Source organism: Streptomyces sp. NPDC004051, assembly GCF_053604275.1.
Window position 1 is genome coordinate 18,183 of the sequence record NZ_JBSGHG010000039.1, and the last position, 19,278, is coordinate 37,460.

22 protein-coding genes and 2 pseudogenes are annotated in these 19,278 nt (G+C 72.4%); 11 read left to right on the plus strand and 13 right to left on the minus strand.

Going from position 1 to position 19,278, the window contains the following annotated elements; genetic code table 11:
* The first annotated feature begins 75 nt into the window (after positions 1 to 75).
* The 6 genes from ACWEQO_RS29015 to ACWEQO_RS29040 all read left to right on the plus strand — a co-directional run bounded on the left by ACWEQO_RS29015 (position 76) and on the right by ACWEQO_RS29040 (position 4,578).
* Positions 76 to 963, plus strand: a complete 888-nt coding sequence (locus tag ACWEQO_RS29015) for a bifunctional DNA primase/polymerase (protein ID WP_452985831.1) — start codon at positions 76 to 78, stop codon at positions 961 to 963.
* Positions 960 to 2,795 carry an ATP-binding protein gene (locus ACWEQO_RS29020; protein ID WP_452985792.1) on the plus strand — a complete coding sequence of 612 codons (1,836 nt, stop codon included), beginning with the start codon at positions 960 to 962 and terminating at the stop codon, positions 2,793 to 2,795. The genes ACWEQO_RS29015 and ACWEQO_RS29020 overlap by 4 nt, the downstream gene beginning before the upstream one ends.
* A 19-nt stretch (positions 2,796 to 2,814) precedes the next feature.
* Complete coding sequence (locus tag ACWEQO_RS29025; protein WP_452985793.1) at positions 2,815 to 3,255, plus strand: hypothetical protein; 441 nt, start codon at positions 2,815 to 2,817, stop codon at positions 3,253 to 3,255.
* A 248-nt stretch (positions 3,256 to 3,503) separates the two neighbouring features.
* On the plus strand, positions 3,504 to 3,824 hold the full coding sequence (locus ACWEQO_RS29030; protein ID WP_452985794.1) for a hypothetical protein: 321 nt from the start codon (positions 3,504 to 3,506) through the stop codon (positions 3,822 to 3,824).
* On the plus strand, positions 3,821 to 4,204 hold the full coding sequence (locus ACWEQO_RS29035) for a hypothetical protein (RefSeq protein WP_452985795.1): 384 nt from the start codon (positions 3,821 to 3,823) through the stop codon (positions 4,202 to 4,204). The genes ACWEQO_RS29030 and ACWEQO_RS29035 overlap by 4 nt, the downstream gene beginning before the upstream one ends.
* On the plus strand, positions 4,201 to 4,578 hold the full coding sequence (locus tag ACWEQO_RS29040) for a hypothetical protein (RefSeq protein WP_452985796.1): 378 nt from the start codon (positions 4,201 to 4,203) through the stop codon (positions 4,576 to 4,578). The genes ACWEQO_RS29035 and ACWEQO_RS29040 overlap by 4 nt, the downstream gene beginning before the upstream one ends.
* Positions 4,579 to 5,271: 693 nt before the next feature.
* Here the strand turns inward: ACWEQO_RS29040 and ACWEQO_RS29045 are convergent.
* Positions 5,272 to 5,505, minus strand: a complete 234-nt coding sequence (locus tag ACWEQO_RS29045; RefSeq protein ID WP_452985797.1) for a GntR family transcriptional regulator — start codon at positions 5,503 to 5,505, stop codon at positions 5,272 to 5,274.
* Between the two features lie 163 nt (positions 5,506 to 5,668).
* Here ACWEQO_RS29045 and ACWEQO_RS29050 point away from each other — a divergent pair, with 163 nt between their 5' ends.
* Both ACWEQO_RS29050 and ACWEQO_RS29055 read left to right on the plus strand, forming a co-directional pair.
* Positions 5,669 to 5,875, plus strand: coding sequence for a hypothetical protein (locus ACWEQO_RS29050; RefSeq protein WP_452985798.1), 207 nt, complete (start codon positions 5,669 to 5,671; stop codon positions 5,873 to 5,875).
* A complete protein-coding gene (locus tag ACWEQO_RS29055; protein ID WP_452985799.1) occupies positions 5,872 to 6,066 on the plus strand; it encodes a hypothetical protein in 195 nt (64 codons plus the stop codon). The genes ACWEQO_RS29050 and ACWEQO_RS29055 overlap by 4 nt, the downstream gene beginning before the upstream one ends.
* 481 nt (positions 6,067 to 6,547) lie before the next feature.
* Here the strand turns inward: ACWEQO_RS29055 and ACWEQO_RS29060 are convergent, their stop codons facing one another.
* The 8 genes from ACWEQO_RS29060 to ACWEQO_RS29095 all read right to left on the minus strand — a co-directional run bounded on the left by ACWEQO_RS29060 (position 6,548) and on the right by ACWEQO_RS29095 (position 12,126).
* Positions 6,548 to 8,629 (minus strand): cell division protein FtsK, encoded by a 2,082-nt coding sequence (locus tag ACWEQO_RS29060; RefSeq protein WP_452985800.1) that lies wholly within the window; start codon positions 8,627 to 8,629, stop codon positions 6,548 to 6,550.
* A gap of 85 nt (positions 8,630 to 8,714) precedes the next feature.
* Positions 8,715 to 8,891 (minus strand): hypothetical protein, encoded by a 177-nt coding sequence (locus ACWEQO_RS29065; protein WP_452985801.1) that lies wholly within the window; start codon positions 8,889 to 8,891, stop codon positions 8,715 to 8,717.
* A 29-nt stretch (positions 8,892 to 8,920) separates the two neighbouring features.
* A complete protein-coding gene (locus ACWEQO_RS29070) occupies positions 8,921 to 9,073 on the minus strand; it encodes a hypothetical protein (RefSeq protein WP_452985802.1) in 153 nt (50 codons plus the stop codon).
* Between the two features lie 88 nt (positions 9,074 to 9,161).
* Positions 9,162 to 9,467 carry a hypothetical protein gene (locus ACWEQO_RS29075; protein ID WP_452985803.1) on the minus strand — a complete coding sequence of 102 codons (306 nt, stop codon included), beginning with the start codon at positions 9,465 to 9,467 and terminating at the stop codon, positions 9,162 to 9,164.
* The gene (locus ACWEQO_RS29080; RefSeq protein ID WP_452985804.1) at positions 9,464 to 10,264 is read right to left on the minus strand and encodes a DUF2637 domain-containing protein; all 801 of its coding nucleotides are present in this window, start codon (positions 10,262 to 10,264) and stop codon (positions 9,464 to 9,466) included. Before ACWEQO_RS29080 ends, ACWEQO_RS29075 begins: the two co-directional genes overlap by 4 nt.
* Positions 10,261 to 10,641, minus strand: a complete 381-nt coding sequence (locus tag ACWEQO_RS29085) for a DUF6907 domain-containing protein (protein ID WP_452985805.1) — start codon at positions 10,639 to 10,641, stop codon at positions 10,261 to 10,263. The genes ACWEQO_RS29080 and ACWEQO_RS29085 overlap by 4 nt, the downstream gene beginning before the upstream one ends.
* Positions 10,641 to 11,051, minus strand: a complete 411-nt coding sequence (locus tag ACWEQO_RS29090; protein WP_452985806.1) for a hypothetical protein — start codon at positions 11,049 to 11,051, stop codon at positions 10,641 to 10,643. Before ACWEQO_RS29090 ends, ACWEQO_RS29085 begins: the two co-directional genes overlap by 1 nt.
* Positions 11,052 to 11,487: 436 nt before the next feature.
* Positions 11,488 to 12,126, minus strand: coding sequence for a hypothetical protein (locus ACWEQO_RS29095; RefSeq protein WP_452985807.1), 639 nt, complete (start codon positions 12,124 to 12,126; stop codon positions 11,488 to 11,490).
* 144 nt (positions 12,127 to 12,270) lie between these two features.
* On the opposite strand from ACWEQO_RS29095, the gene ACWEQO_RS29100 reads away from it, so the two are divergent.
* The gene (locus ACWEQO_RS29100) at positions 12,271 to 14,364 is read left to right on the plus strand and encodes a hypothetical protein (RefSeq protein ID WP_452985808.1); all 2,094 of its coding nucleotides are present in this window, start codon (positions 12,271 to 12,273) and stop codon (positions 14,362 to 14,364) included.
* A gap of 44 nt (positions 14,365 to 14,408) precedes the next feature.
* Here ACWEQO_RS29100 and ACWEQO_RS29105 read toward each other — a convergent pair.
* A pseudogene (locus ACWEQO_RS29105) lies at positions 14,409 to 14,504 on the minus strand (DNA-binding protein); the annotation flags it as partial.
* On the opposite strand from ACWEQO_RS29105, the pseudogene ACWEQO_RS29110 reads away from it, so the two are divergent.
* Positions 14,499 to 14,591 (plus strand): annotated as a pseudogene (locus ACWEQO_RS29110) (glycosyltransferase family 2 protein); the annotation flags it as partial. The pseudogenes ACWEQO_RS29105 and ACWEQO_RS29110 overlap by 6 nt on opposite strands.
* Before the next feature lie 63 nt (positions 14,592 to 14,654).
* Here ACWEQO_RS29110 and ACWEQO_RS29115 read toward each other — a convergent pair.
* Together ACWEQO_RS29115 and ACWEQO_RS29120 are read right to left on the minus strand one after the other, a co-directional pair.
* Positions 14,655 to 16,343 (minus strand): bifunctional 3'-5' exonuclease/DNA polymerase, encoded by a 1,689-nt coding sequence (locus tag ACWEQO_RS29115; protein WP_452985809.1) that lies wholly within the window; start codon positions 16,341 to 16,343, stop codon positions 14,655 to 14,657.
* A 64-nt stretch (positions 16,344 to 16,407) separates the two neighbouring features.
* On the minus strand, positions 16,408 to 17,187 hold the full coding sequence (locus tag ACWEQO_RS29120) for a Clp protease N-terminal domain-containing protein (protein WP_361459593.1): 780 nt from the start codon (positions 17,185 to 17,187) through the stop codon (positions 16,408 to 16,410).
* A 105-nt stretch (positions 17,188 to 17,292) separates the two neighbouring features.
* Between ACWEQO_RS29120 and ACWEQO_RS29125 the strand changes: the two genes are divergently transcribed.
* Positions 17,293 to 18,441, plus strand: a complete 1,149-nt coding sequence (locus ACWEQO_RS29125) for a DUF2786 domain-containing protein (protein ID WP_361459592.1) — start codon at positions 17,293 to 17,295, stop codon at positions 18,439 to 18,441.
* Between the two features lie 274 nt (positions 18,442 to 18,715).
* Here ACWEQO_RS29125 and ACWEQO_RS29130 read toward each other — a convergent pair whose 3' ends face one another.
* Positions 18,716 to 19,258 carry a DUF4232 domain-containing protein gene (locus tag ACWEQO_RS29130; RefSeq protein WP_452985810.1) on the minus strand — a complete coding sequence of 181 codons (543 nt, stop codon included), beginning with the start codon at positions 19,256 to 19,258 and terminating at the stop codon, positions 18,716 to 18,718.
* Positions 19,259 to 19,278 lie beyond the last annotated feature (20 nt).

A 19,278-nucleotide genomic window follows, 5' to 3' on the forward strand; every position in this document is an offset into this window, starting at 1 on the left:
GGGGCGCAGAACGACCGACTGGACGGCGGGTCTCCCGACACGGTAGCGCACGGCTGGAGGGCACCGCAGGACCCCATGGTGGCCGACTGGCACCGCGCCCTCGACAACGCCCTGCAAGCCGCCCAGTTCCACGGCTTCCACGTCATCCCGCTGACCGTGCGGAAGCTGCCCGCCATCCGCTCCCCCCACGACAAGGGGCACGGCTGCCGGGGCGAGTGCGGGCAGTTCGGGCACGGCATCCACGACGCCTCTAGCGACCCGGCCCGCATCCGCGCCATGTTCGAGACGGCGCGCCACGCGACCGGCTACGGCATCGCCTGCGGCCGGCCGCCGCACCACCTGGTGGGCCTCGACCTCGACCGGAAGAACGGCGTCAACGGGGTGTGGGAGCTGCGGAAGCTGGCCGCACAGCATGGCATCAGCGTGCCGCAGACCGTCGTCATCAGCACACCGACCGGCGGCTTCCACGCCTGGTGGACCGGCCCGGCCGACGTGAAGGTGCCCAACCGGGCCGGGCACTTGGCGCCCGGCATCGACGTGCGCGGCTCGGGCGGCTACCTCGTCGGCCCCGGCTCACGCAGCACCCACGGCCTGTACGCCCTCGCCTCGCTCGACGAGGTCACCGTGCGTCCGGTGCCCGCCAAGTTGCTGCAGCTCATGACGGCTGGGAAGGACCGCCCGGCGCGCCCCCCGATGGCGGACGCCAAGCTGCGCAGGGTCGGCGGCGGCCGACTCCTCGTCGGCCTGGTGCAGTTCGTCCTCGACTCCGCGCAGGGACAGCGCAACGACCGCCTGTTCTGGGCGGCGTGCAAGGCGTTCGAGCACGCGGCGGCCGGACGCCTCGACACCGACGCCGCCGCCGCGGCGCTCACGCAGGCCGCCGCCGTGGTGGGCCTGCCCGACAGCGAAGCCGTGGCGACCATCGCGTCCGCCCGCGGTGAAGTCCTGGGAGCCGCGAAGTGACCGACAGCAAGAACCTCGCCCGCGAGATCGTCGAGGGCACGGGGACCGAGGTGGAGAAGGGGCGCGGCCCGTCGCAGGCGTCCCAGCTCGTCGCCCTGGCCCGCGAACGGTACGACCTGTTCATGTCGGAGGACGGCCGCCCCTACGGGGTGAAGGCCGACGGCGCGAACATCGCCCTGCCGCTGCGCGGGAAGGCCGGCCTGCGCTCGCAGCTGGCGCGCATCTTCACCGACGAGCACGGCGGGTCGGTGCCCTCTCAGTCGGCGCTCGCCGACGCGATGACCGTGCTGGAAGGTGTCGCCCAGGACGCCGACCCGCGCGTGCCGCACGTCCGCATCGGACGCCACGGCGACGGCATCGTCGTCGACCTGGCCGACGCCGACGGCCGGTGCGTCATCATCCGCCCCAACGGCTGGGAACGGGCCGCCCGCTCCCCCGTCCTGTTCCGCCGCTCCGGAGCCATGAAGCCGCTCCCCGCCCCGGTGCGGGACGGCGACGGCCTGGCCAAGCTGCAGGCGCTGCTCAACACCGACGACGAAGGGTTCCGTCTCCTCGTCGCCTGGCTCGTCGCAGCGTTCATCCCCGACCTGCCGCACCCGATCCTGACGTTCCGCGGGGAGCAGGGCACCGGCAAGTCGTACAGCGCGAAGATGGTCATCGGCATCGTCGACCCGTCCGGCGCCCCCAAGCGGACCGCACCCCGGGACATCAAGTCATGGGCCACGCAGGCCTTCAACTCGTGGGCGCTGTGCCTCGACAACGTCTCCGTCATCGCCGACTGGCTGTCCGACGCACTGTGCCGGGCAGTCACCGGGGACGGCATCGTCGACCGCGCGCTGTACACCGACGACGACGTCGTCGTCCTCGAGTTCCGCCGCGTCCTCGCCATGACCACCATCGACGCCGGGGCGCTCGCCGGAGACCTTGCCGAGCGGCTGCTGACCATCGAGCTGCACACGATCCCGGACCGCCATCGCCGCGAGGAAGCCGAGCTGGACGCGGCTTACGCCGACGCGCACGCCTCCATCCTGGCGTCCCTGTTCGATCTCCTCGCCGACGTCCTGGCCATCCTGCCCGACGTGCATCTGGAGGAACGCCCCCGCATGGCCGACTTCGCGCGCGTCCTGGCCGCAGTCGACAAGGTGAAGGGCTGGAGCACCCTCGACAGCTACAAGGCGACCGCCCGCGACGCCGTGGCCGACGTCCTGGACGGCGAGCCGTTCGCCCAGGCCGTCGTGGCGCTCGTCGACCGCGCCGGCGCCGACGGCATCACCCTGACGGCCTCCGAGTTGCTGGAGCGGGTGCCCTCTCCCGAGCGGCTGCCGAAGAAGTGGCCGAAGGACCCGACGCGCGCCGGAGGACAGCTCAAGCGGCTCGCCCCGGCGCTGCGGACGATCGGCATCGAGGTCGACGACAGCAAGCGCGGCCCGAAGCCGAAGAAGCAGCGCCTGTACACGCTGACGGCATCAGCAGAGAGAAGGTACGAAACAGCGTCCCCAGCGTCCCCCAACACGGGGGAAACCGCTCCTGACCTGGGAGAACAGGGGGGACGCTACATGGGGGACGCTAGCGGTCCCCCCACCCCCCAGGGGGACGCTGGGAACGCTGCGGGGGACGCTGACCCGTCCGTAGCGTCCCCCCGGCGCGCCACCTCTGACCAGCGCAAACACGGCAGGGGGGACGCTGGAACGCTGGGGGACGCTGGAATGCAGTCTCTCTCTGGTGACGTCCGCCCAGAGGCTCTGTCCGGACGTTCGCTCGTCCCGTGCGCCGTATGCGGCGAACCGCTCGCCCCGACCCGCAACGGCCAAACCACCCACCCATCCTGCTGACCCAATACGGAGACATGACGTGAGATACAAAGCCCTGTTCCACGGCGGAATCCCCGGCTTGCAGGCAGGCGACCGCATCCTTCCACCTGACGTAACTGGCGCCCGTCACACCATGCCCAACTTCACGACCGAAGCCGAGCTTGAGTCGGAACCCTGGCTACGGCACAGCCACCTCGTGTACGGAACGACCGACATCGAGATTGCCGTTGCCTGCGCTGCCATCTACCCGGACGGCGCGGTCTACCGGGTCCAGCTGGACGTTTCACGCCCCGACCCTGACAACCGTCTGAAACACGCCTGCGGGCCGGCGGGGACTGTTATCGCCGTGGAGTACCCACTGGTCCCCCTCTGGACGCAGGACACCTTGATGCGCGAGGTGTTGAGGGCAGAAAAGTGTGGCGACGTAACCCCGCAGATCCGTAAAGCAATGTGGGCCATGCGCCTTAAGGGTCTGGCTTGACCAGCCCCCACCCGGCCTCATCCCCACCACCTGAACCTCGAGGAAGGGGCCTCATGCCCACACCCACCCTCGTCCGCGCTCACTGCCCTTCCTGCCGCGCGGTCCGGCCGGCCCGCCACGTCGGCAGTACGACCGTCCGGCGCCTGCCGCACACCCTCCTGCAATGCCAGGACCCAGCGTGCGAACTCGTCTGGGCGCAGCCCTCCGACATCCGACCGGCCGCCAGTACGGCCGCATAAGGAGACGACATGACGACCCCCAACCACCACGGCCCCAGGCCACGAGAGGACACCATGACCACCCTGAACGCCACTCTCCGCGACACCATCGCCCTCGTCGGCGGTGGCATCTTCCCCACCACCGACCCCGCCCACGAGACCGTCGTCCGGGCCGTCATCGACGACCTCCGGGCAGCCGACCCGGACGACGTCATCAATTCCTTCCTCGGGCTCACCGTTGTTCTGGTCGAACGCCTCGCCCAGCTCACGAACAACACCCCCGAGTCCTACTGGAACCGCACCGCGGCAGAGATCTCCGCTCACCTCGCAGAACTGGAGAACCAGGCATGACCCCAGAAGAGAAAGCCGCATGGAAGGCCCACATGAAGGCCGTCATCGCCCGCCAGCAAAGCCCCGCCGGCCGAGCGCTACACCGCTTCGCCACCGAGTGGATGAACGGCACCGCTGACCGCTCGCAGAGCATCGCTCCCCCGGCCGCACGCCCCGCAGCAGCACGTACACCGCGGCAGCCGGCCGAGCGCGAGCAGCTGCTCGACGCCGGCCTCGTCTTCAGCGTCCGATCACAGGACCTCGAGCGGAGCGCAGCCGAGCACCGTATCCGCCGACGCTGTGCCGACCAGGAGCGGCAGCGGCAGGAACGAACGTGGCAGCGCATTCGGGACGCGCAGGGTCTCGACGCCGCCGACGCCTGGCTGCGAGACCAGGGATGAACCGCCCGACCTGGCGGAACATCGCCGAGCACGAAGCGGCACATGCCGTCGTCGCCGCCCACTTCGGGCTACGCGTCCACGAGGTCGTGGCCCGTACCCCGGGCAACGGCTACACCATGCACGACGTAGCCACCGATCCGATGCAGCAGGCCGCCATCATCGCCGCAGGCGACGCCTACGGCCGGCACCGCGGCAGCGTCTCCTACGTCGACCTCGGATGCGGCGACCTCGCCACCTTCGAGCGGCAGCACGGCCTGTCCCGGCTGTGGCAGGCCGAGCGCCTGGCCCTCGACATCCTCGACCAGCACCAGGCCGCGGTGACCAGGCTCGCCGACCGCATCGAACGCGAGCGCCGCATCACCTTTCCCCGCTGATCATCGACTGTGCCCGGCACCCAGCGTGCCGGGCACAGTCGTACCCAGCCACCCCCACCCGGACGCACCGCCCCTCGGTCGGTCCACCCCGAGCCGAGCCGCTCACGCATCATGATCGGCTTCACGCGACGAAGCCCGGCCATGACCGCCGTCGCCACCCGCTGGTACCGGCAGCACGCCAACCGCGGGATCGGCCAGCCAGCCGGACGACAGGCATCCCGAGCCTGGTGACTGCTGCGCTCACGGCGCCCCGGTCACTCACCGGGCCGGGCCCGGAAGCACTGGCAGGCAGGGCGGGCGGCACCCGGCCCGGGCAGGCCGGCCACCCCACCCGGACACACCGCCCCTCGGTCGGTCCACCCCGAGCCGAGCCGCTCACGCATCATGATCGCCTTCACGCGACGAAGCGATGAGCAGCGCGGTCGCGACCGGTCGGGCCGAGGGGAGGGGGGCCTTGGGCCATCGTGAGATCCGGGAGACGGGCGACCCAACTGCCCTTCGTGGTCGGTTTTGCGCGCGGCCCGATCGAGCCGCTATCCCGCTGAAGCGAAGGCCAACGGATTAGGCGATGCGACCCACATGCACCCTGCGCCCCTTGTGTCCGAATTTGCAGGTCGGTTGCTCGCTTTGCCCCTAATCCGCCGGTGTCAAGGCCAGCGGAATAGCGGGGCGGGGCGGCCGCCCCGGCAGCCGTCACTGCTCGGGGGCGACGACGAACGTCCCCTTGTTCGGCAGCGTGACGACGAGGCCGCGGTCGCGCAGCTCCTGCACAGCGCGGCGTGCGGTACCCGGGGCTACGCCGTACTGGGCGCCCATCTCGCGTTCGTTCGGCAGGCGCGCGCCGTGCGGGAGTCGGCCGGACCGGATCTCGGCTTCCACCTCGTTGGCGACGCGCACGTAGACGTAGACGAACGGGTCTTCGCTCATGCTCCGGAACGTAGGGCGGCACCCTGCAACAGGCACCCGTAGGTGGCACCATGTGGCCGTATGGGGTGCCATGTAGTGGCCTATAGCGGTACCGTCCGACCAGCGAAAACCCCCGCGGCTGCCGGGCCCGGGGGTATGGCCACCGCTACGAGGGAGCGACGACATGGCAGAGACTACGCAGACCGAGCCCCCCACGGACACCCCCGCCACCCCTACGGCGTTCGGCTGGTGCCACTGGCATCAGGGCAACACCGACGGCGTGCGGCTGATCGACGTCATCGAGCAGGGCTCCGGCTCGGGCATCACGCACTTCGCCTGCGAGCCGTGCCGCGGCGTCCACGGCCTGGTGCCGTTCGCGGACCGGCCGTGAGCGCGGCGAGTCGGCGTTCGCCGACCCCTGCGGCGGCGACAGGCACCTACCGGACCGGGCCCGCCGGACTGGCCTACCGGGCGCTGCTGGAGCACACGCAGCAGTGCAAGCAGTGCGTGGACGACGTCGGGCAGTGCGCGACGGGCAGGGCGCTGGTGCGGACCCTGCGGGAGGCCGCCCGCGGCCGATGAGACTCCGGTCCGGCCGCTGAGGCTTCCCCCGGGCGAAGCGGTCGGGCCGGGCAGCAGACAGCCCCCGAGGCAGGCCCTCGGGGGCTGTTCTGTGTGTTCTGCAGGCTCAGCTACTGCCCGCCTCGTGGGTGCGACGCCACGCGTTGTGCGCCCGCCTGCCGAGGCGCAGCCGGAGCCTGCGGCCACGGCAGCGCGGGCATGTCCGCGGCTTCCCGAACCGCTCGACTACACCGGCGCCGGCGCACCTGCGGCACGGGCCGAACGGCTTCACCGCGCACAACACTGAGTAACCGCCGATGCCGAGCAGCAGCACGGCCATAGCAACCAGCACGATGCCTCTCCCCCTTCTGATGTGGGTGTTTCCCGTTTCCTCGCACCGCCTCCGCTAGACGCTAGGTGCCTGGTCACGGGCGATGTTCACTGCTAGTAGGGGTGCTAGGCCTAGCAGGGTGATCCGCTAGACCTAGCCCCCGTGCGCGTCCTATCCGGCGGCCCGGTCGGCGTCACGGCGCGTGATGGCGGCGGCCACGTCCGCGCGCTCGATACCGCGCCGGTTCTTGCCCTCGCCCTCGTCGGTCTGCCCCCACACCTGCCCGGTGCGGATGCCCCACGGCTTGAGTGAGGCCGTGACGTTCTCGCCCTTCCACTCGCCGTAGACGTCGGGGCGCAGCTCGGCGAGGCGGGCGGCGATCCGCTCGCACCACACGGCCTTCTCGTCGGCGCCCACGACCTTCAGCACGTCGCCGAGGACGTCGAAGCCGGCCGTCTGCTTCGGGCCCTGGCCGAGGGCGTGGCCGGTGACGTTGCCGTAGTCCTCGCGCAGCTGCCGGGCGCGGGCGACGACCAGTTCGGCGCCGGGCCCGTCGACGAACGCGGACGCCACGATCTGCGGGTCGTCGCCCTCGCCGGACATCCAGCAGATGCCGCGGTCCGAGCGGGAGAACATCGTCGCGCGGATGCCGGCCTTGTAGGCCCCAGTGCCGAGGACCATGTCGTTGGCGGTGTGGCCCATCACCTTCAGGCAGAACCGCAGGACGGCGTTGGCGCTGATGCCGGGGGGCAGGCTCTTGGCGTCGGGGCGCTGGGTGGCGAACATGCCGACGATGCCCAGCGCCGGGCCGCGCTTGGCGATGTCGGTGCAGATGGACTCGAGCTCGGCGCCGTACTTGTCGTGCTCGAACGGCACCTGGCACTCGTCGAAGCCGACGACGATCGGGTGCAGGCCAAGGCTGCGGTCGTTGGCCAGGGCCGGGGTCACCTTCGACTCGGGGCAGCGGGACTTGGGCAGGTTGCGGATCACCTTGGCCCGGCGGCGCAGTTCCTCCTTCAGCTCCCGCATCGCGTGAAGGACGTAGAGCAGATCGTCATCGTCCTCGCCGGACCGGTAGCGGTGCATCACCGGCTCGAGCGGACCGAGGTCGCCGGTGCCCTTGAAGTCGAAGCCGTACAGCTCGGCGCGCGGGTCCAGGGCGGCGATGAGCAGCAGCAGGCGCAGCAGGAACGTCTTGCCCATGCGGGGGATGGAGCCGATGACCACGGAGGCGAACATCAGGGTGACGACGATGTCCCGCATCCGCTGGTCGTTGCCGAACACGACGGGCTTGAACAGGTCGACCTGGCCGTCCTTCAGCAGTGGCCACGGCGGCTTCGTCGTCTCGTTCATCGGCTTGTCGCCCACCCACAGGATCAGCCGGCCCTCGTGCTCCTCCGGGTCGCCGGAGGGCCACACGCAGCCGAGCTTGCGGCGCAGGCCGGAGGCGAGGGCCTGGCGCTCTTCCATCACGTCCTCGGGTACGACGCCGTAGGGCAGGTCGAGGTCGGCGCGGTAGCCGGGCCCGTCGCGGGTGATCTCCGAGGTGAAGCGCATGCCGTTCATGTCGCCGCCCCGCTTGATGGCGGCGGTGATGCGCGGGTTGCCGATCGACTCCAGGGCGCGCAGCACGATCGTGCCGGTGAGCTTCTGCAGCTCGGTGCGCATCACCGCGGGGCCGATGACGGGGGCGTCCGGCTGCTGGCCGAAGTAGCCGAGGGTCAGCACCCCGCCGGCGGCGAAGGCGTACAGGAAGGCGGGGGCCATGACGTACAGCCACAGGGCGAAGCCGAGGCCGAACACGCAGGCCACGAGCGTGACCAGGCCGCGCAGCCGGACCCGGTTGCCGCGCAACCGGGCCAGCGTCAGGTACTCGGCGGCGTCCTCCTGGCGGACGGCGTGGTCGCGCAGCGGGGCGGCCTCGCGGTCCCACACCCACCGGTTCGTCGAAGCGACCAGCCGGGCGGTGCCGCGCGGTGCCATGAGGGCGAGCTGCGCGGCGTACCAGGGGGCGCGCAGCCCGTGGTAAGCGGTGGCATACCAGGCATGGCCGGCGGCCCGCTCCACGGTCGCGATGAGGTCGCGGCGGGAGCGCAGCCAGGGGGCGACGATCGGGCGGCGCTTCTCGCTGGTGACGCCCGGGGCGGGCAGCGTCGGGTTGTCCACCGGCACCGGTGCGGCCGGCTCCGGTGCGATCGGCGGGGCGATGAGGGTGGGCGGGACGTGCAGCGGGTGCTCTGCGATCTCGGTCATGATGGGCGTTCCTTCTCTCTGCGGAGGGACGGGAGGCCCGGGGCGGCCGACTTGCTGCCAGGCGGACGGCCGCCCCGGGGCGTTGCTACTGCTTGCGGCGCGCGTCCTCGCGGGCCTGCGCCTTCGCTCGGATCTCGTCGACGCGCTTCTCGAGCCGGGCGGTGCCCTTGCCCTGTGCCTTGCGGCGCTGGATCTGCGCGCCGAGAGCGACGACGCGGGCCAGCTCAGCCCAGGTGTGCGGGTCGTGATTCGTGGCGGGCATGGAAGGTTCCTCTCGTGTGGGTGCGCCGGTCAGTCGAGGAGTTCGTCTTCGGTGAGACCGCCGGGGATGTGGTGGACGCGCACGCCCTCGGTCGTGACGATCACGACGTCAACGCCGCCCTCAACCTTCTCGTCGGTGACAAAGCCGCCTTCGTTGCGGGGCTTCTCGCTACGTCCGAACATGAGCGGTCCTCTCGCGATGGGACCGGGGCTGTCCCGGCTCCCCTCACCGCCCGGGCAGGCCGGGCGGATCGGGCAGCAGGTCAGCCGATCAGCGCTTCTTCTGGGCGTCCTGCCAGATGGAGCGGAGGACCAGGGCGAGGACCGCGACGGACAGGGCACCGATGGCGATGGCGATGGACGCGAACGCCAGGCCCACACCGCCGACGCAGATGGCGGCGCCGATGCCCAGCCACTCGCCCGCGCTGCGCCCCTGCTGGTGCTGGCATGCCGGCTGCTGCGGCTGCTGCTGGTTGAGCAGCTGCTGGGCGGCGAGGATCGCGGCGATCTGCCGGACCATCTCCGAGTTGTCGGCGGCCTCCGCAGCGTCGCGGGCGGCCTTCTCCAGGTCGCTCACGATGCCGCCTCCGTGACCACCGCGCGGCGCAGCTCGGTCGCCTCACGGCGGGACAGCCCCAGCTCATCCTGCAGCCGCTTGATGGTCACCGGGCGGCGCGTCGACCTGACCGCCTCCCGGTGCAGGCTGCGGGCCTTCTTGCGCAGGTCAGCGGGCGTGAGCGCGATGACCTCGGTGACCACCTCCCGGGCTGTCTCGGCAGGCACCGCAGCGGTCACCTTGCAGTTCAGATCCGAGCCCTTGAACGGGTCCCAGATCGTCACTGACTCCAGCGCGGGCGCCTGCGGGATGACCACCGGGGCGGGCTCCAGCACCGGCCGCGGCTGGTCATCCCCGACCCGCTCCACGGTCACCGGCTCGGTCACCTCGGTGGTCACCTCGGGTGCGTCGTCCTGACCGGCGAGGGCCTGGTGTACCTGCCGCATCAGGGCGCCGAAGGCGAGGAGCGCGGCCGTGGGCGGCACGGCGGCGACCACGTAGTCGAGCCGCCCGGCGTTCTCACCCACCCCGGCCACGTTCAACGCGATGGAGCTGCCGGAGCCGACGACCGTCAGGCCGATCGCCCACCAGTCGACACGGTGGCTCAGGGCGGCGCGCAGCATCAGCAGCTCGCCCGCGACGATGAACAGGTCCAGGGTGGCGGGCCAGACCCAGGCGCGGACCTCCTTGCCTTCCATGCCGTGGGCGAGGGCGACCTCGGCGAGGTGGGCGTAGGACAGCCAGAACGCGGCGGCCGTGAGGGCGATGATGACGAGGCCGGCGCCGATGGCGAGGGCGCGGGAAGGGTCGCGCTTCACAGGGTCTCCTCGGTGACGATGACGGCCAGCTGGTCGGCGAGGTCGCGCAGCCGGTCGGCGTGCGTGTCCAGCTCGGCGGCGAAGTCGTACAGGCCTGCCGGGTCGAAACCGCCGGCGCCCTCGTAGGAGAGGACGACGAACGCCTGGATCTCGCGGGTGCTGCGCTCGGCGCACGGTGCCTGCGAGACGACCGCGTGGCCGATGGTCCGGCCGTGGACGGTGAGGGCGATCTCAGGGGCGTTGTGAGCGATGTCGGTGCGGTAGGTGTCGGGCCGGTGGTCGGCGTGGCCGACACACCACGACGGTTCGGGGAGTGTCACGTCCCCGTGGTCGATGGTGGCCAGGGTGACGGTGCGCGGCTCGGTGCTGCTGCTCATCAGACGGTCACCCCCGCGGCCTTCATCGCGCCGGCGAAGACGACGGCGAGTTCGCCGACCGTGATCCGTCCGGCGAGTTCCGGTATCTCCTTGAGGAACAGGACGGCCGTCTTCTCTCCGGCGACGGAGTAGCGGTGCGACCGGCCGCACGGGCCGCACGTGGCGAACGTGCCACCCGTGCGGGCCGAGTACTGCTCGGTGGCCGGGATGCGGCAGAACGCGCACTCGACGGCCGCCTGGTCGGCGTCGGCCAGCGGGTCCGGCCACGCCTGGCCGAACGCGTTCGCGTGCTCGCCGACGTGCCCGCGCTCGAGGACGCACGGGATGCGGTGGATACCAATCGCCGGCCCGTGCTCCCAACCGGGCCGGCGGGCGCCGCAGAGCGCGGCGGAGGGTACGTTGTTGTGCATGGTTCGGTCCCTTTGTAGGAGGGTCGGCACCTAGGCCCCGCATCGGTGTTGGAGCACCGGGCGGGGCTGCTTCGTTTTCGGGAAGCAGTGAATCCAAAGTACGCCTACTTGAGTCTGAAATCAACTCATCTGGAGAAGGGGGTCACTCGCGCTGCCGTACACATGCCGTACACGTCAGTGAGGGAAAGTCAGGGATATGGCGAGACAGCTAAGGATGGGAAAAGTGCAGGTCAGCGGCGTTCTCGCCCGAAAAGCAAGGTCGCGAGGGTGGCTCTATTGATCTCGTAATGCGTAGGTCTCGGGTTCGAATCCCGAAGGCGGCTCCGCCGAGACCCCAGGTCAGACAGCCGCTGACTTGGGGTTTCTTGCTGCTCGGGGCGTGGCGGGGCGCATGGCTGGAGTGCCGTTCTCCGGCGGCTTCGTCGGCCTCGTCGTGTTACTCCCCGTGCCAGATCCGGTGCGGATCCACGAGTTCCACGTCGTGACGCTCCGCTGCGGCCCGGGTCAGGTCGAGGTCGAAGCCGGGGCGTCCGAAGAGCAGCAGTTTCGCGCTCGCCGCGCGTGCCCCGCGCGCGACCAGCAGACCGCGGATGCGGTCGAGCCGGTCGAGCCGGTCGAGGCCGACGAGGGTCCGGGCGCGGTCGGAGACTTTGCTTCGCCGATGGCGCGGACGACCGGGTTGTGAGTCTGCCTGCGCTCGCCCTCGTCCAGTGCCACGACGTCGATCTCGTGCTGCTTGCTTGCCGGCCGGGTCGTTCACGACGGTGCTGCCGATTTTGCCGATGGCGCCGCCGAGGGTGTGTGCCGAGGCGTGGCGGGATGCCCATTCACGGGCGAGCTGCTCGAAGGCGGGACCGAAGATCTGGGCGCTGACGGTGTGTTCGGCGGCGCGCCAGGCAGGCTGTGCCCTGCGTTCCTCGAAGGCGGCGAGCCGGGGTGTGGTGCCGAGCCGGTGGAGGCGTACGGCGGGGTCGGCGAGCCGTAGGACGGGACGGCGTTGCAGCAGCAGGTCCTCGTCCTTGATGAGGAATCCGGAGGTGGTGAGGACGTCGAGCGGGTGGTGGAGGCTGCGCAACAGGAAGCTTTTTCCGGTACGCCGTCGGCCGTAGAGGATTCCGACGAGTCAATCTCGGCCGCGCGGACTCGGCGTGGTGCGGTGTGGTGCGGCGGTAGCGTGGCGTGACACAAAGCACTGCGGGCGAGTGGGGCGGGCGGGTTCATGCGGATGCGGTTCGAGGCCGAGGCGGAGGAGGAGTTCGAGGCGGCGTGCGGGTTGCTGGTCGACCGGCTGGTCCGGTGGGCCGGGGAGCAGGGTCTGCCGGTGGACGGCTTCCTGGCCGAGGCGGCGCTGGAGTACCGGCACCGGGCGACCGTCGACGGCCGACTCGGGTGGTGGGAGCCGCGGCACGTGGAGGAACTGCTCCTCTCCTGGTTTCCCCGGCAGGTCACCGAACTCCCCGGGGAGGAACGCGGCGACGCCCCGGGCACGTTGCGCACGTTGCTGCGCTATCTGCACGCCGCGCAGTTGGCGGACCCGCGCGGCCCCGTGCTCGAGGAGTCCCTCGCCGCGGTCGACGCGGCCGCGGAACGGTACCCGGCGGTGATGGCGGACCGTACCCGCTGGGGTCTGGCGAAGTACTGGATGACGACAGCCGCCGAGCAGGGCGTGGACATCCGGGACGGGGCGGCGTTGCAGCGCTTCGCGGACCGGGCGCAGCGCGGCGAGGTCGCCTACGACCAGCAGACCCTCGACGCGATCATGGAGCAACGGCTCACCGGCCGTGCACCGTCCGGTGCGGCCCGGGCCGAACCGCAGCTGCCCGTGACGCTCCCCACGGACGACGAGTTGCGACGACGGGCCGAAGGGTCGGCGATCGTGTCGCAGTTGCGCGGGCTCGCCGAGTGGGCGGGGCCGGGCGGCCGGATGGTGACGGGAACGGGGCGGCTGCGGATGGCGGACGCCCGTGAGCTGGTGGACGTGCTGGGCACCGGCGACAGGACCGAGGGGGTGCGTTCGTCGGCCGACCTGCCGCAACTGGGGCTGCTGGTGGAGTGGGCGAAGAAGGCGCGGCTGGTCCGGGTGGCCAAGGGGCGGTTGCACGCGGTGGCCAAGGCCCGGCCGGTGCTGGCCGACCCGCTCCAGCTGTGGTTGCGCGCCTTCGACGCGTGCTTCGAGCTGCGGCGGGCCCTGATCGGGGCGCGCGGCGGCCGGCACGTCGAGTCGATGCTGTTCGACGCCTACGAGGACGTGCTGGAGGATGTGCTGAACACGCTCTACAGCCTGCCGTACCCGATGCCCTGGCCGCGGCTGCGCGACTCCGTGCACCTGGCCTACCGCGCCCGCTTCCAGCTGGGCGACGGGTCGGACCGCCGGCACCGGATGTGGTTCGAGCACGCCGACCGGGACCTGCGCACGGTGCTCGACGTGCTGGACGGCCTGGGGGCGATCGAGCGCGACCAGGGGATGGCCGATCCGGTGTTCCTGGAAGTCGACCTCCCCGATGCCGGACCTGAACTGCCCGCGGGCATGCCGCCGGAGCTCGCGGAGCTGCTGGGCGTCGCGGGGGCTGCAGCGGACCCGGCGGCGCAGGAGCGTGCCGATGCCCGGCGTGCGGAGCTGACGGCGGGTCCGGTGGAGCTCATTCGTCTCACCGGGCTGGGCACCCGGGCCGTACGGCAGCGGCTGCTGGCGGACGGCCGGGACGCGCCGCTGGTCGGTGAGCTGGCTCAGGCGCCGGCGGCCGGTCTGCTGGGGGCACTGGCCGATGACTACGACCTGGACACCGCCCGTGTGGAGCTGGCCGGCTGGCTTTCGGCCCGCGGGGAGCGGGAGGCCGCTCTGCGGCAACTGACGGACGCCGTGGGGAACATGGCCTTCCGCACCCGTGCGCAGGCGATGCTCGACGTGCTGCAGGTGGCGTTGCCGGACGGTGAGGGCGAGCGGCTGCTGCACCGGCTGCGGGGTGACAGCCGGTTGGCGCCGCCGGCGCTGAACACGCTGGCGCAGCGTGAACTGCTGTCTCCCGAGGACATGACCGATGCCGAGCATCTGCTGGTGCTCGCCGAGAGCCTGCTTCAGCTCGTGGAGCTGGCGGGCGGCCGGGACGGCGCCGAGGAGGCGCTGCGCGCCCAGGGCCCCGAGGCCGGGGAGGCGGTTGCCGCCGCCCTGGCCTCCACGCACCCGGACCGGGCCGGACTCGACGAACTCAGGCAGCTGGCGGGCCGGGTGCTGCGCTCTTCCGCCGCCCGTACCGGCCGCTCCCGCAAACGCGGGCGCCCCGCCGGCAGGAACACCCGCAAGCGGCGCCGCTGACCGGGACGACGCGGGCCACCGGCGCTCCCCGGCGGCGCGCTGTGTCAGACCTCGGCAATGCGGACGCCGGGGCCGCACAGCAGGTGGAGGTCTTCGGGATCCGAGGTCAGGACGGTCACCGGGGCCGTTGAGGCGAGGGCCTGCGGGAGCCGGCCGGGGAGCGGCGCGCCATGCGCCGGCGGACGGTGCGGCGGCTGACGCGGCTGGGGCGGCCGCCGGTCATCTGAGCGGTGGGTGAGGACCGGCGTACGCCATGTCCTCATGCCCCCTCAGCTCCTCATGCCGAGGCCTCACTTGGCGTCCGCGTAGCACTCCACCACCGCCGTCGTGAACGGGAAGCGGACCGGGGTCTGTCCGAACGTCAGCCGGCCCGCCAGGGCGGCGGCGTCGCGGATCGCGGCCGCCACCGTCTGCGCCTCCCGTTCGGGGCAGTGCACGATCACCTCGTCGTGCTGGAAGAAGACCAGTTCGGCGGCCATGTCCGTCAGGGTCTGCCGCAGTGCGGCGAGCAGCAGCAGGGTCCAGTCGGCGGCGCTGCCCTGGACGACGAAGTTGCGGGTGAAGCGGCCCCGCGCGCGGGCGTCGGTCGAGGCGTAACCCGGTACCCACTGCCGGGCGGCGTCGGGTTCCTCCTCGGCGGCCGGGATGCCCGCCTCCTCCGCCGTGTCGTCCGCCGCACGGGCCGCGGGCGGGCAGGTGCGGCCCAGCCAGGTCCGTACGAGCCTGCCCTCCTCGCCCGCGCGGGCGGCCTCGTCGACGTAGGCGACCGCCCGGGGGAAACGGCGCCGGAGGGCGGCGAGGTTCTTCAGGCCGTCGCCGGAGGTCTGGCCGTAGACCGCGCCGAGGACGGCGAGCTTGGCCTGCGCGCGGTCGCCGGAGAAGACGCGGTCGGACACCGACTGGTAGAGGTCGGTCTCCCGGCCGGCCACCTCCATCAGCCCGGGGTCGCGGGAGATCGCCGCCAGGACCCGCGGCTCCATCTGGGCGGCGTCGGCGACGACCAGCCGCCAGCCCGGGTCGGCGACCACCGCGCGGCGGATCACCCTGGGGATCTGCAGCGCGCCCCCGCCGTTGGTCACCCAACGGCCGGTCACCGTCCCGCCCGCCAGGAACTCGGGCCGGAAGCGGCCGTCGCGCACCCAGTCCTGGAGCCAGGACCAGCCGTGGGCGACCCGGATGCGGTACAGCTTCTTGTACTCGATCAGCGGCTCGACCGCCGGATGGTCGATGGACTCGAGCTCCCACCGGCGGGTCGAGGAGACCTTGATCCCGGCCTGCGCGAACGCCTTGACGACGTCGGCGGGCAGGTCGGGCCGTACCCGGCGGCCGAAGGCGGCGGACACCTCGTCGGCGAGTTCGGCGAGTCTGCGCGGTTCGCCGCCGCCCGCGTACCGCTCGCCGAGGAGGTCGTGCAGGACCGCGCGGTGCACGTCCGCCCGCCAGGGCACCCCCGCGCGGTTCATCTCGGCGGCGACGAGCATCCCGGCCGACTCGGCGGCCACCAGCAGCCGCATCCTGTCCGGATGCGCGGTCGCGCCGAGCCGGCGCTGCTGCTCGGCGTAGACCGCGAGGAGGTCCTCCAGCGGTATGTGCGCGGTGCGGGGTTCGAAGAGGGAGGACTGTGCGCCCGGCTCGGCCGGACGCTGCGGCGGATCGGGCGGTACGGGGCCGCCGCGCAGCCGGGCCAGGGCGGCCGCGGCCGAACGGGGCTCCCCGTACCGCCCCTCGTGGCCGAGCAGGAGCGTCTCGGCGGCCTCGACGTCGTAGCACCGCGCCACTCGCACCCCCGCGGCGAGCAGGCGCGGATGGACCTCGGCGGTGGACCGCCACACCCACCGCGTGACGCCGGGACGGCTCCGCACGGCCTCGGCGGGATCCTCCTCCCGCCGCACCGGAGCGGTGGGCAGCCCGTCCGGGCCGAGGGGGGCGACGTCCACGCCACCGTCCTCGGCCGGAGCGAGCGCCCACCGGTCGGCCATGCCGCGAGTGTGGCAGGGGGGTCTGACAGCGGTCTGACGACACCCCCGGGCCCGGATGCCCGGGTCAGCCCTGCCCGGGTTCGGAATCGGGCTTCGTGGGCCGTCCGTCCGCCGCCTCCGGTTCCCGCGTCTCCAGGAACTCCGCCAGCATCTCGGTGACGTACTGCTCGGTGGCGGCCTTGTCGATGCCGAGGCCGCTGAGCACGCCCTCGCCGTTCTCGTGCTCCAGCAGGGCGAGCAGGAGGTGCTCGGTGCCGACGTAGTTGTGGCCGAGGCGGAGGGCCTCGCGGAAGGTGAGTTCCAGGACCTTCTTGGCCGCCGGGCCGTACGGCACCAGCTCGGGGGCCTCCTCGACGGGCGGCGGGAGCAGCGCGGTCGCGGCCGCGCGGACCGCTTCCAGGGTGACGCCCTGCTCGGTGATCGCCTTCGCGGCCAGGCTGCCCGGCTCGGCCAGCAGGCCGAGGACCAGGTGCTCGGGCAGGCCCTCGGCGTTCCGCGCGGCCTTGGACTCGTTGTGCGCGGCCATCACCACGGTGCGGGCGCGGGTCGTGTAGCGGTGGAAGCCCTCGTTCGGGTCGAGCGGGGCCGAGTCCTTCGTCACGAAACGCTTCTGGGCCGCCTGCCGGGTGACGCCCATGCTCTTGCCGATGTCCGTCCAGGAGGCGCCCGAGCGCCGGGCCTGGTCCACGAAGTGGCCGATCAGGTGGTCCGCCACGTCGCCGAGGTGCTCTCCCGCGAGCACCGCGTCCTGAAGCTGCTGGAGGGGCTCCTCGTGGACCTTCTTGATGGCCGCGATGAGGTCGTCGAGACGCACGGATGACTTGATGCCGGGGTTCGTCGTCATGTGTCAACCTTAGGTTGACAGCAGGGAGGCGTCAACCGCGAGTTGACAGATGGGTGCGTCAGGTCCAGGGCTCGGCGGGGGGAGGGGGCATGGCACGATCGGCCCGTGAGCACGTCCAGCACCGTCGACCGCGCCTTCCGGGCCGCCCTGTACGCCACCACCGACGACGCCCTCGACGCCGGCGCGTCCCTGCTCGCCTCCGATCCGGCGGCGGACGCCGAACTCGCCGGGCGGGGCGAGGAGTTCGTGGCGACGGCCTGGCGGCGCGGCTGGCAGCCCGCCGACCTCGTACGGATCGTCCGGCGCGAACTGGACGAGGTGCACGTACGGCTGGTCGCGGCGCTGATCCGCGCGCAGGCGCCGCGGGACCGGCCCCGCGGCCCTCGCTGGCGCGCCCAGCTCGGCGAGCTCGAGGGCCACGGCGGCCCGGGTGAACGCGGTGAACGCACCGACCGCTTCTCGCACGCCACCGCCGTACTGGAGCTGTACCGGCTGCTGTTGCGCCTGCCCGCCCTCGAACCCCTCGACGAGCCCGACGGGGGCACGGGCTCACCCGCGCGGGAGCGGCGCCCGGAGTCCCGCATGCTGGGCCGCATCCGGGCGCTGCTGGCCAAGGCGGAGGCGACCGGGTTCCCGGAGGAGGCGGAGGCCCTCACCGCCAAGGCGCAGGAGCTGATGGCACGGCACAGCGTCGACGAGGCACTGCTCGCGGTGCGGGCCCCCTCGGCGACGGCCCCGGGCGCGTGCCGGATCGGGGTGGAGCCGCCGTACGAGCAGACCAAGGCCGTGCTGCTGGACGCGATCGCCACCGCGAACCACTGCCGGGCCGTGTGGAACGAGGCCTTCGGCTTCTCCACCGTGGTCGGCTTCGCCCCCGACCTGGAGGCGGTGGAACTCCTCTACACCTCCCTGCTCGTGCAGGCCGGTACGGCCATGACGAAGGCGGAAGCGGCCCAGCGGGCCGGGGGACGCAGGCGGACCAAGACCTTCCGGCAGTCCTTCCTCGCGGCGTACGCGCACCGCGTGGGCGCGCGTCTCGCGGCGGCCGCCGAGGGGCAGGTGACGGACGACCTGCTCCCGGTGCTCGCCTCCCGCGACGTCGCGGTCACCGAACGGCTGGACCGCCTGTTCCCGGAGACGACGACCACCCGGCTGCGCGGGGTGAGCGACGCGGCGGGATGGGAGGAGGGCGCGCGGGCGGCGGACGACGCCCAGGTCGAAGCGCGCGGACGGCTTCCCGGACGGCGCCCCTGAACCGGGCCCCGCCCCGTCACTGCCTGCCCGGCCGTCTGCCCGGCCCCCGCCTGCCCGGTCACTGTTTGCCCGGTCCCTGACCGCCCGGCCCCGCCTGCTCGGTCTCCCGACCGTTCGGTCTCCCGCCTGCCTGGTCTCCCGACCGTCTGGCCCCTGACCGCTCGGTCCCCCGCCCGCTGGGTCTCCCCCCTGCTCGGTCACTGTCCGTCTGGTCCCCCGGCTGCTCGACCCCACGCCCGCCCGCCCGGTCACTGCTTGCCCGGTCCCCGACCGCTCAGTCGCCCGCCCGCTGGAAGGCGCTCACGGTCGCGTCGGCCGCGCCCGCCCCCTCGCCCTGGTTCGCCACCGGTCCGTACGACCAGGGGAACTCGCGGGTGTCGGAGCCGCCGGGAAGGCCGATCTCCAGGGTCTTCGCGTCCAGGCTCAGGCCGGCGCCCTCCGGTCCGCGCACGTAGGTGACCGTGAAGGAGGCGGACCCGCCCTCGGTCAGGGTCAGCTTCTGGGCCGTGGCGCCGTCCGTCGGCGTCAGCGCGACGGGCTCGCCCCCGGCCGCCACCAGGCTCACCTCGGGGAAGCCGTCCAGGACACAGGCGGGGCCCTGGTTGACGAGGTCCACGGGGACCTCACCGGTGTCACCGGCGGCCGGGGCCTCGCTCGCGGGGCCGACCTCCGGGCTCACCGTCGCGACCGAACAGGCCTTGATCTCCTGCTTCTGCTTCGCGTCGTCCTTCGCCCCGTCGCCACCGCCCTCGCCGCCGCAGGCGGTCAGCAGGAGGAGGGCGGTGACGGCGGTGACGGTGGTCGGCATGGCGCGCATGATGATTCCCCTGGGGTCGT

What these genes read in the sequence shown, in the direction of transcription:
- ACWEQO_RS29115 (WP_452985809.1), bottom strand. Translation starts at nt 16,343, where the DNA reads ATGGCCGACCGGTGGGCGCTCGCTCCGGCCGAGGACGGTGGCGTGGAC.
- ACWEQO_RS29050 (WP_452985798.1), top strand. Translation starts at nt 5,669, where the DNA reads ATGGCAGAGACTACGCAGACCGAGCCCCCCACGGACACCCCCGCCACC.
- ACWEQO_RS29030 (WP_452985794.1), top strand. Translation starts at nt 3,504, where the DNA reads ATGACGACCCCCAACCACCACGGCCCCAGGCCACGAGAGGACACCATG.
- ACWEQO_RS29130 (WP_452985810.1), bottom strand. Translation starts at nt 19,258, where the DNA reads ATGCGCGCCATGCCGACCACCGTCACCGCCGTCACCGCCCTCCTCCTG.
- ACWEQO_RS29045 (WP_452985797.1), bottom strand. Translation starts at nt 5,505, where the DNA reads ATGAGCGAAGACCCGTTCGTCTACGTCTACGTGCGCGTCGCCAACGAG.
- ACWEQO_RS29120 (WP_361459593.1), bottom strand. Translation starts at nt 17,187, where the DNA reads ATGACGACGAACCCCGGCATCAAGTCATCCGTGCGTCTCGACGACCTC.
- ACWEQO_RS29070 (WP_452985802.1), bottom strand. Translation starts at nt 9,073, where the DNA reads ATGTTCGGACGTAGCGAGAAGCCCCGCAACGAAGGCGGCTTTGTCACC.
- ACWEQO_RS29035 (WP_452985795.1), top strand. Translation starts at nt 3,821, where the DNA reads ATGACCCCAGAAGAGAAAGCCGCATGGAAGGCCCACATGAAGGCCGTC.
- ACWEQO_RS29090 (WP_452985806.1), bottom strand. Translation starts at nt 11,051, where the DNA reads ATGCACAACAACGTACCCTCCGCCGCGCTCTGCGGCGCCCGCCGGCCC.
- ACWEQO_RS29015 (WP_452985831.1), top strand. Translation starts at nt 76, where the DNA reads ATGGTGGCCGACTGGCACCGCGCCCTCGACAACGCCCTGCAAGCCGCC.
- ACWEQO_RS29040 (WP_452985796.1), top strand. Translation starts at nt 4,201, where the DNA reads ATGAACCGCCCGACCTGGCGGAACATCGCCGAGCACGAAGCGGCACAT.
- ACWEQO_RS29085 (WP_452985805.1), bottom strand. Translation starts at nt 10,641, where the DNA reads ATGAGCAGCAGCACCGAGCCGCGCACCGTCACCCTGGCCACCATCGAC.
- ACWEQO_RS29100 (WP_452985808.1), top strand. Translation starts at nt 12,271, where the DNA reads ATGCGGATGCGGTTCGAGGCCGAGGCGGAGGAGGAGTTCGAGGCGGCG.
- ACWEQO_RS29065 (WP_452985801.1), bottom strand. Translation starts at nt 8,891, where the DNA reads ATGCCCGCCACGAATCACGACCCGCACACCTGGGCTGAGCTGGCCCGC.
- ACWEQO_RS29060 (WP_452985800.1), bottom strand. Translation starts at nt 8,629, where the DNA reads ATGACCGAGATCGCAGAGCACCCGCTGCACGTCCCGCCCACCCTCATC.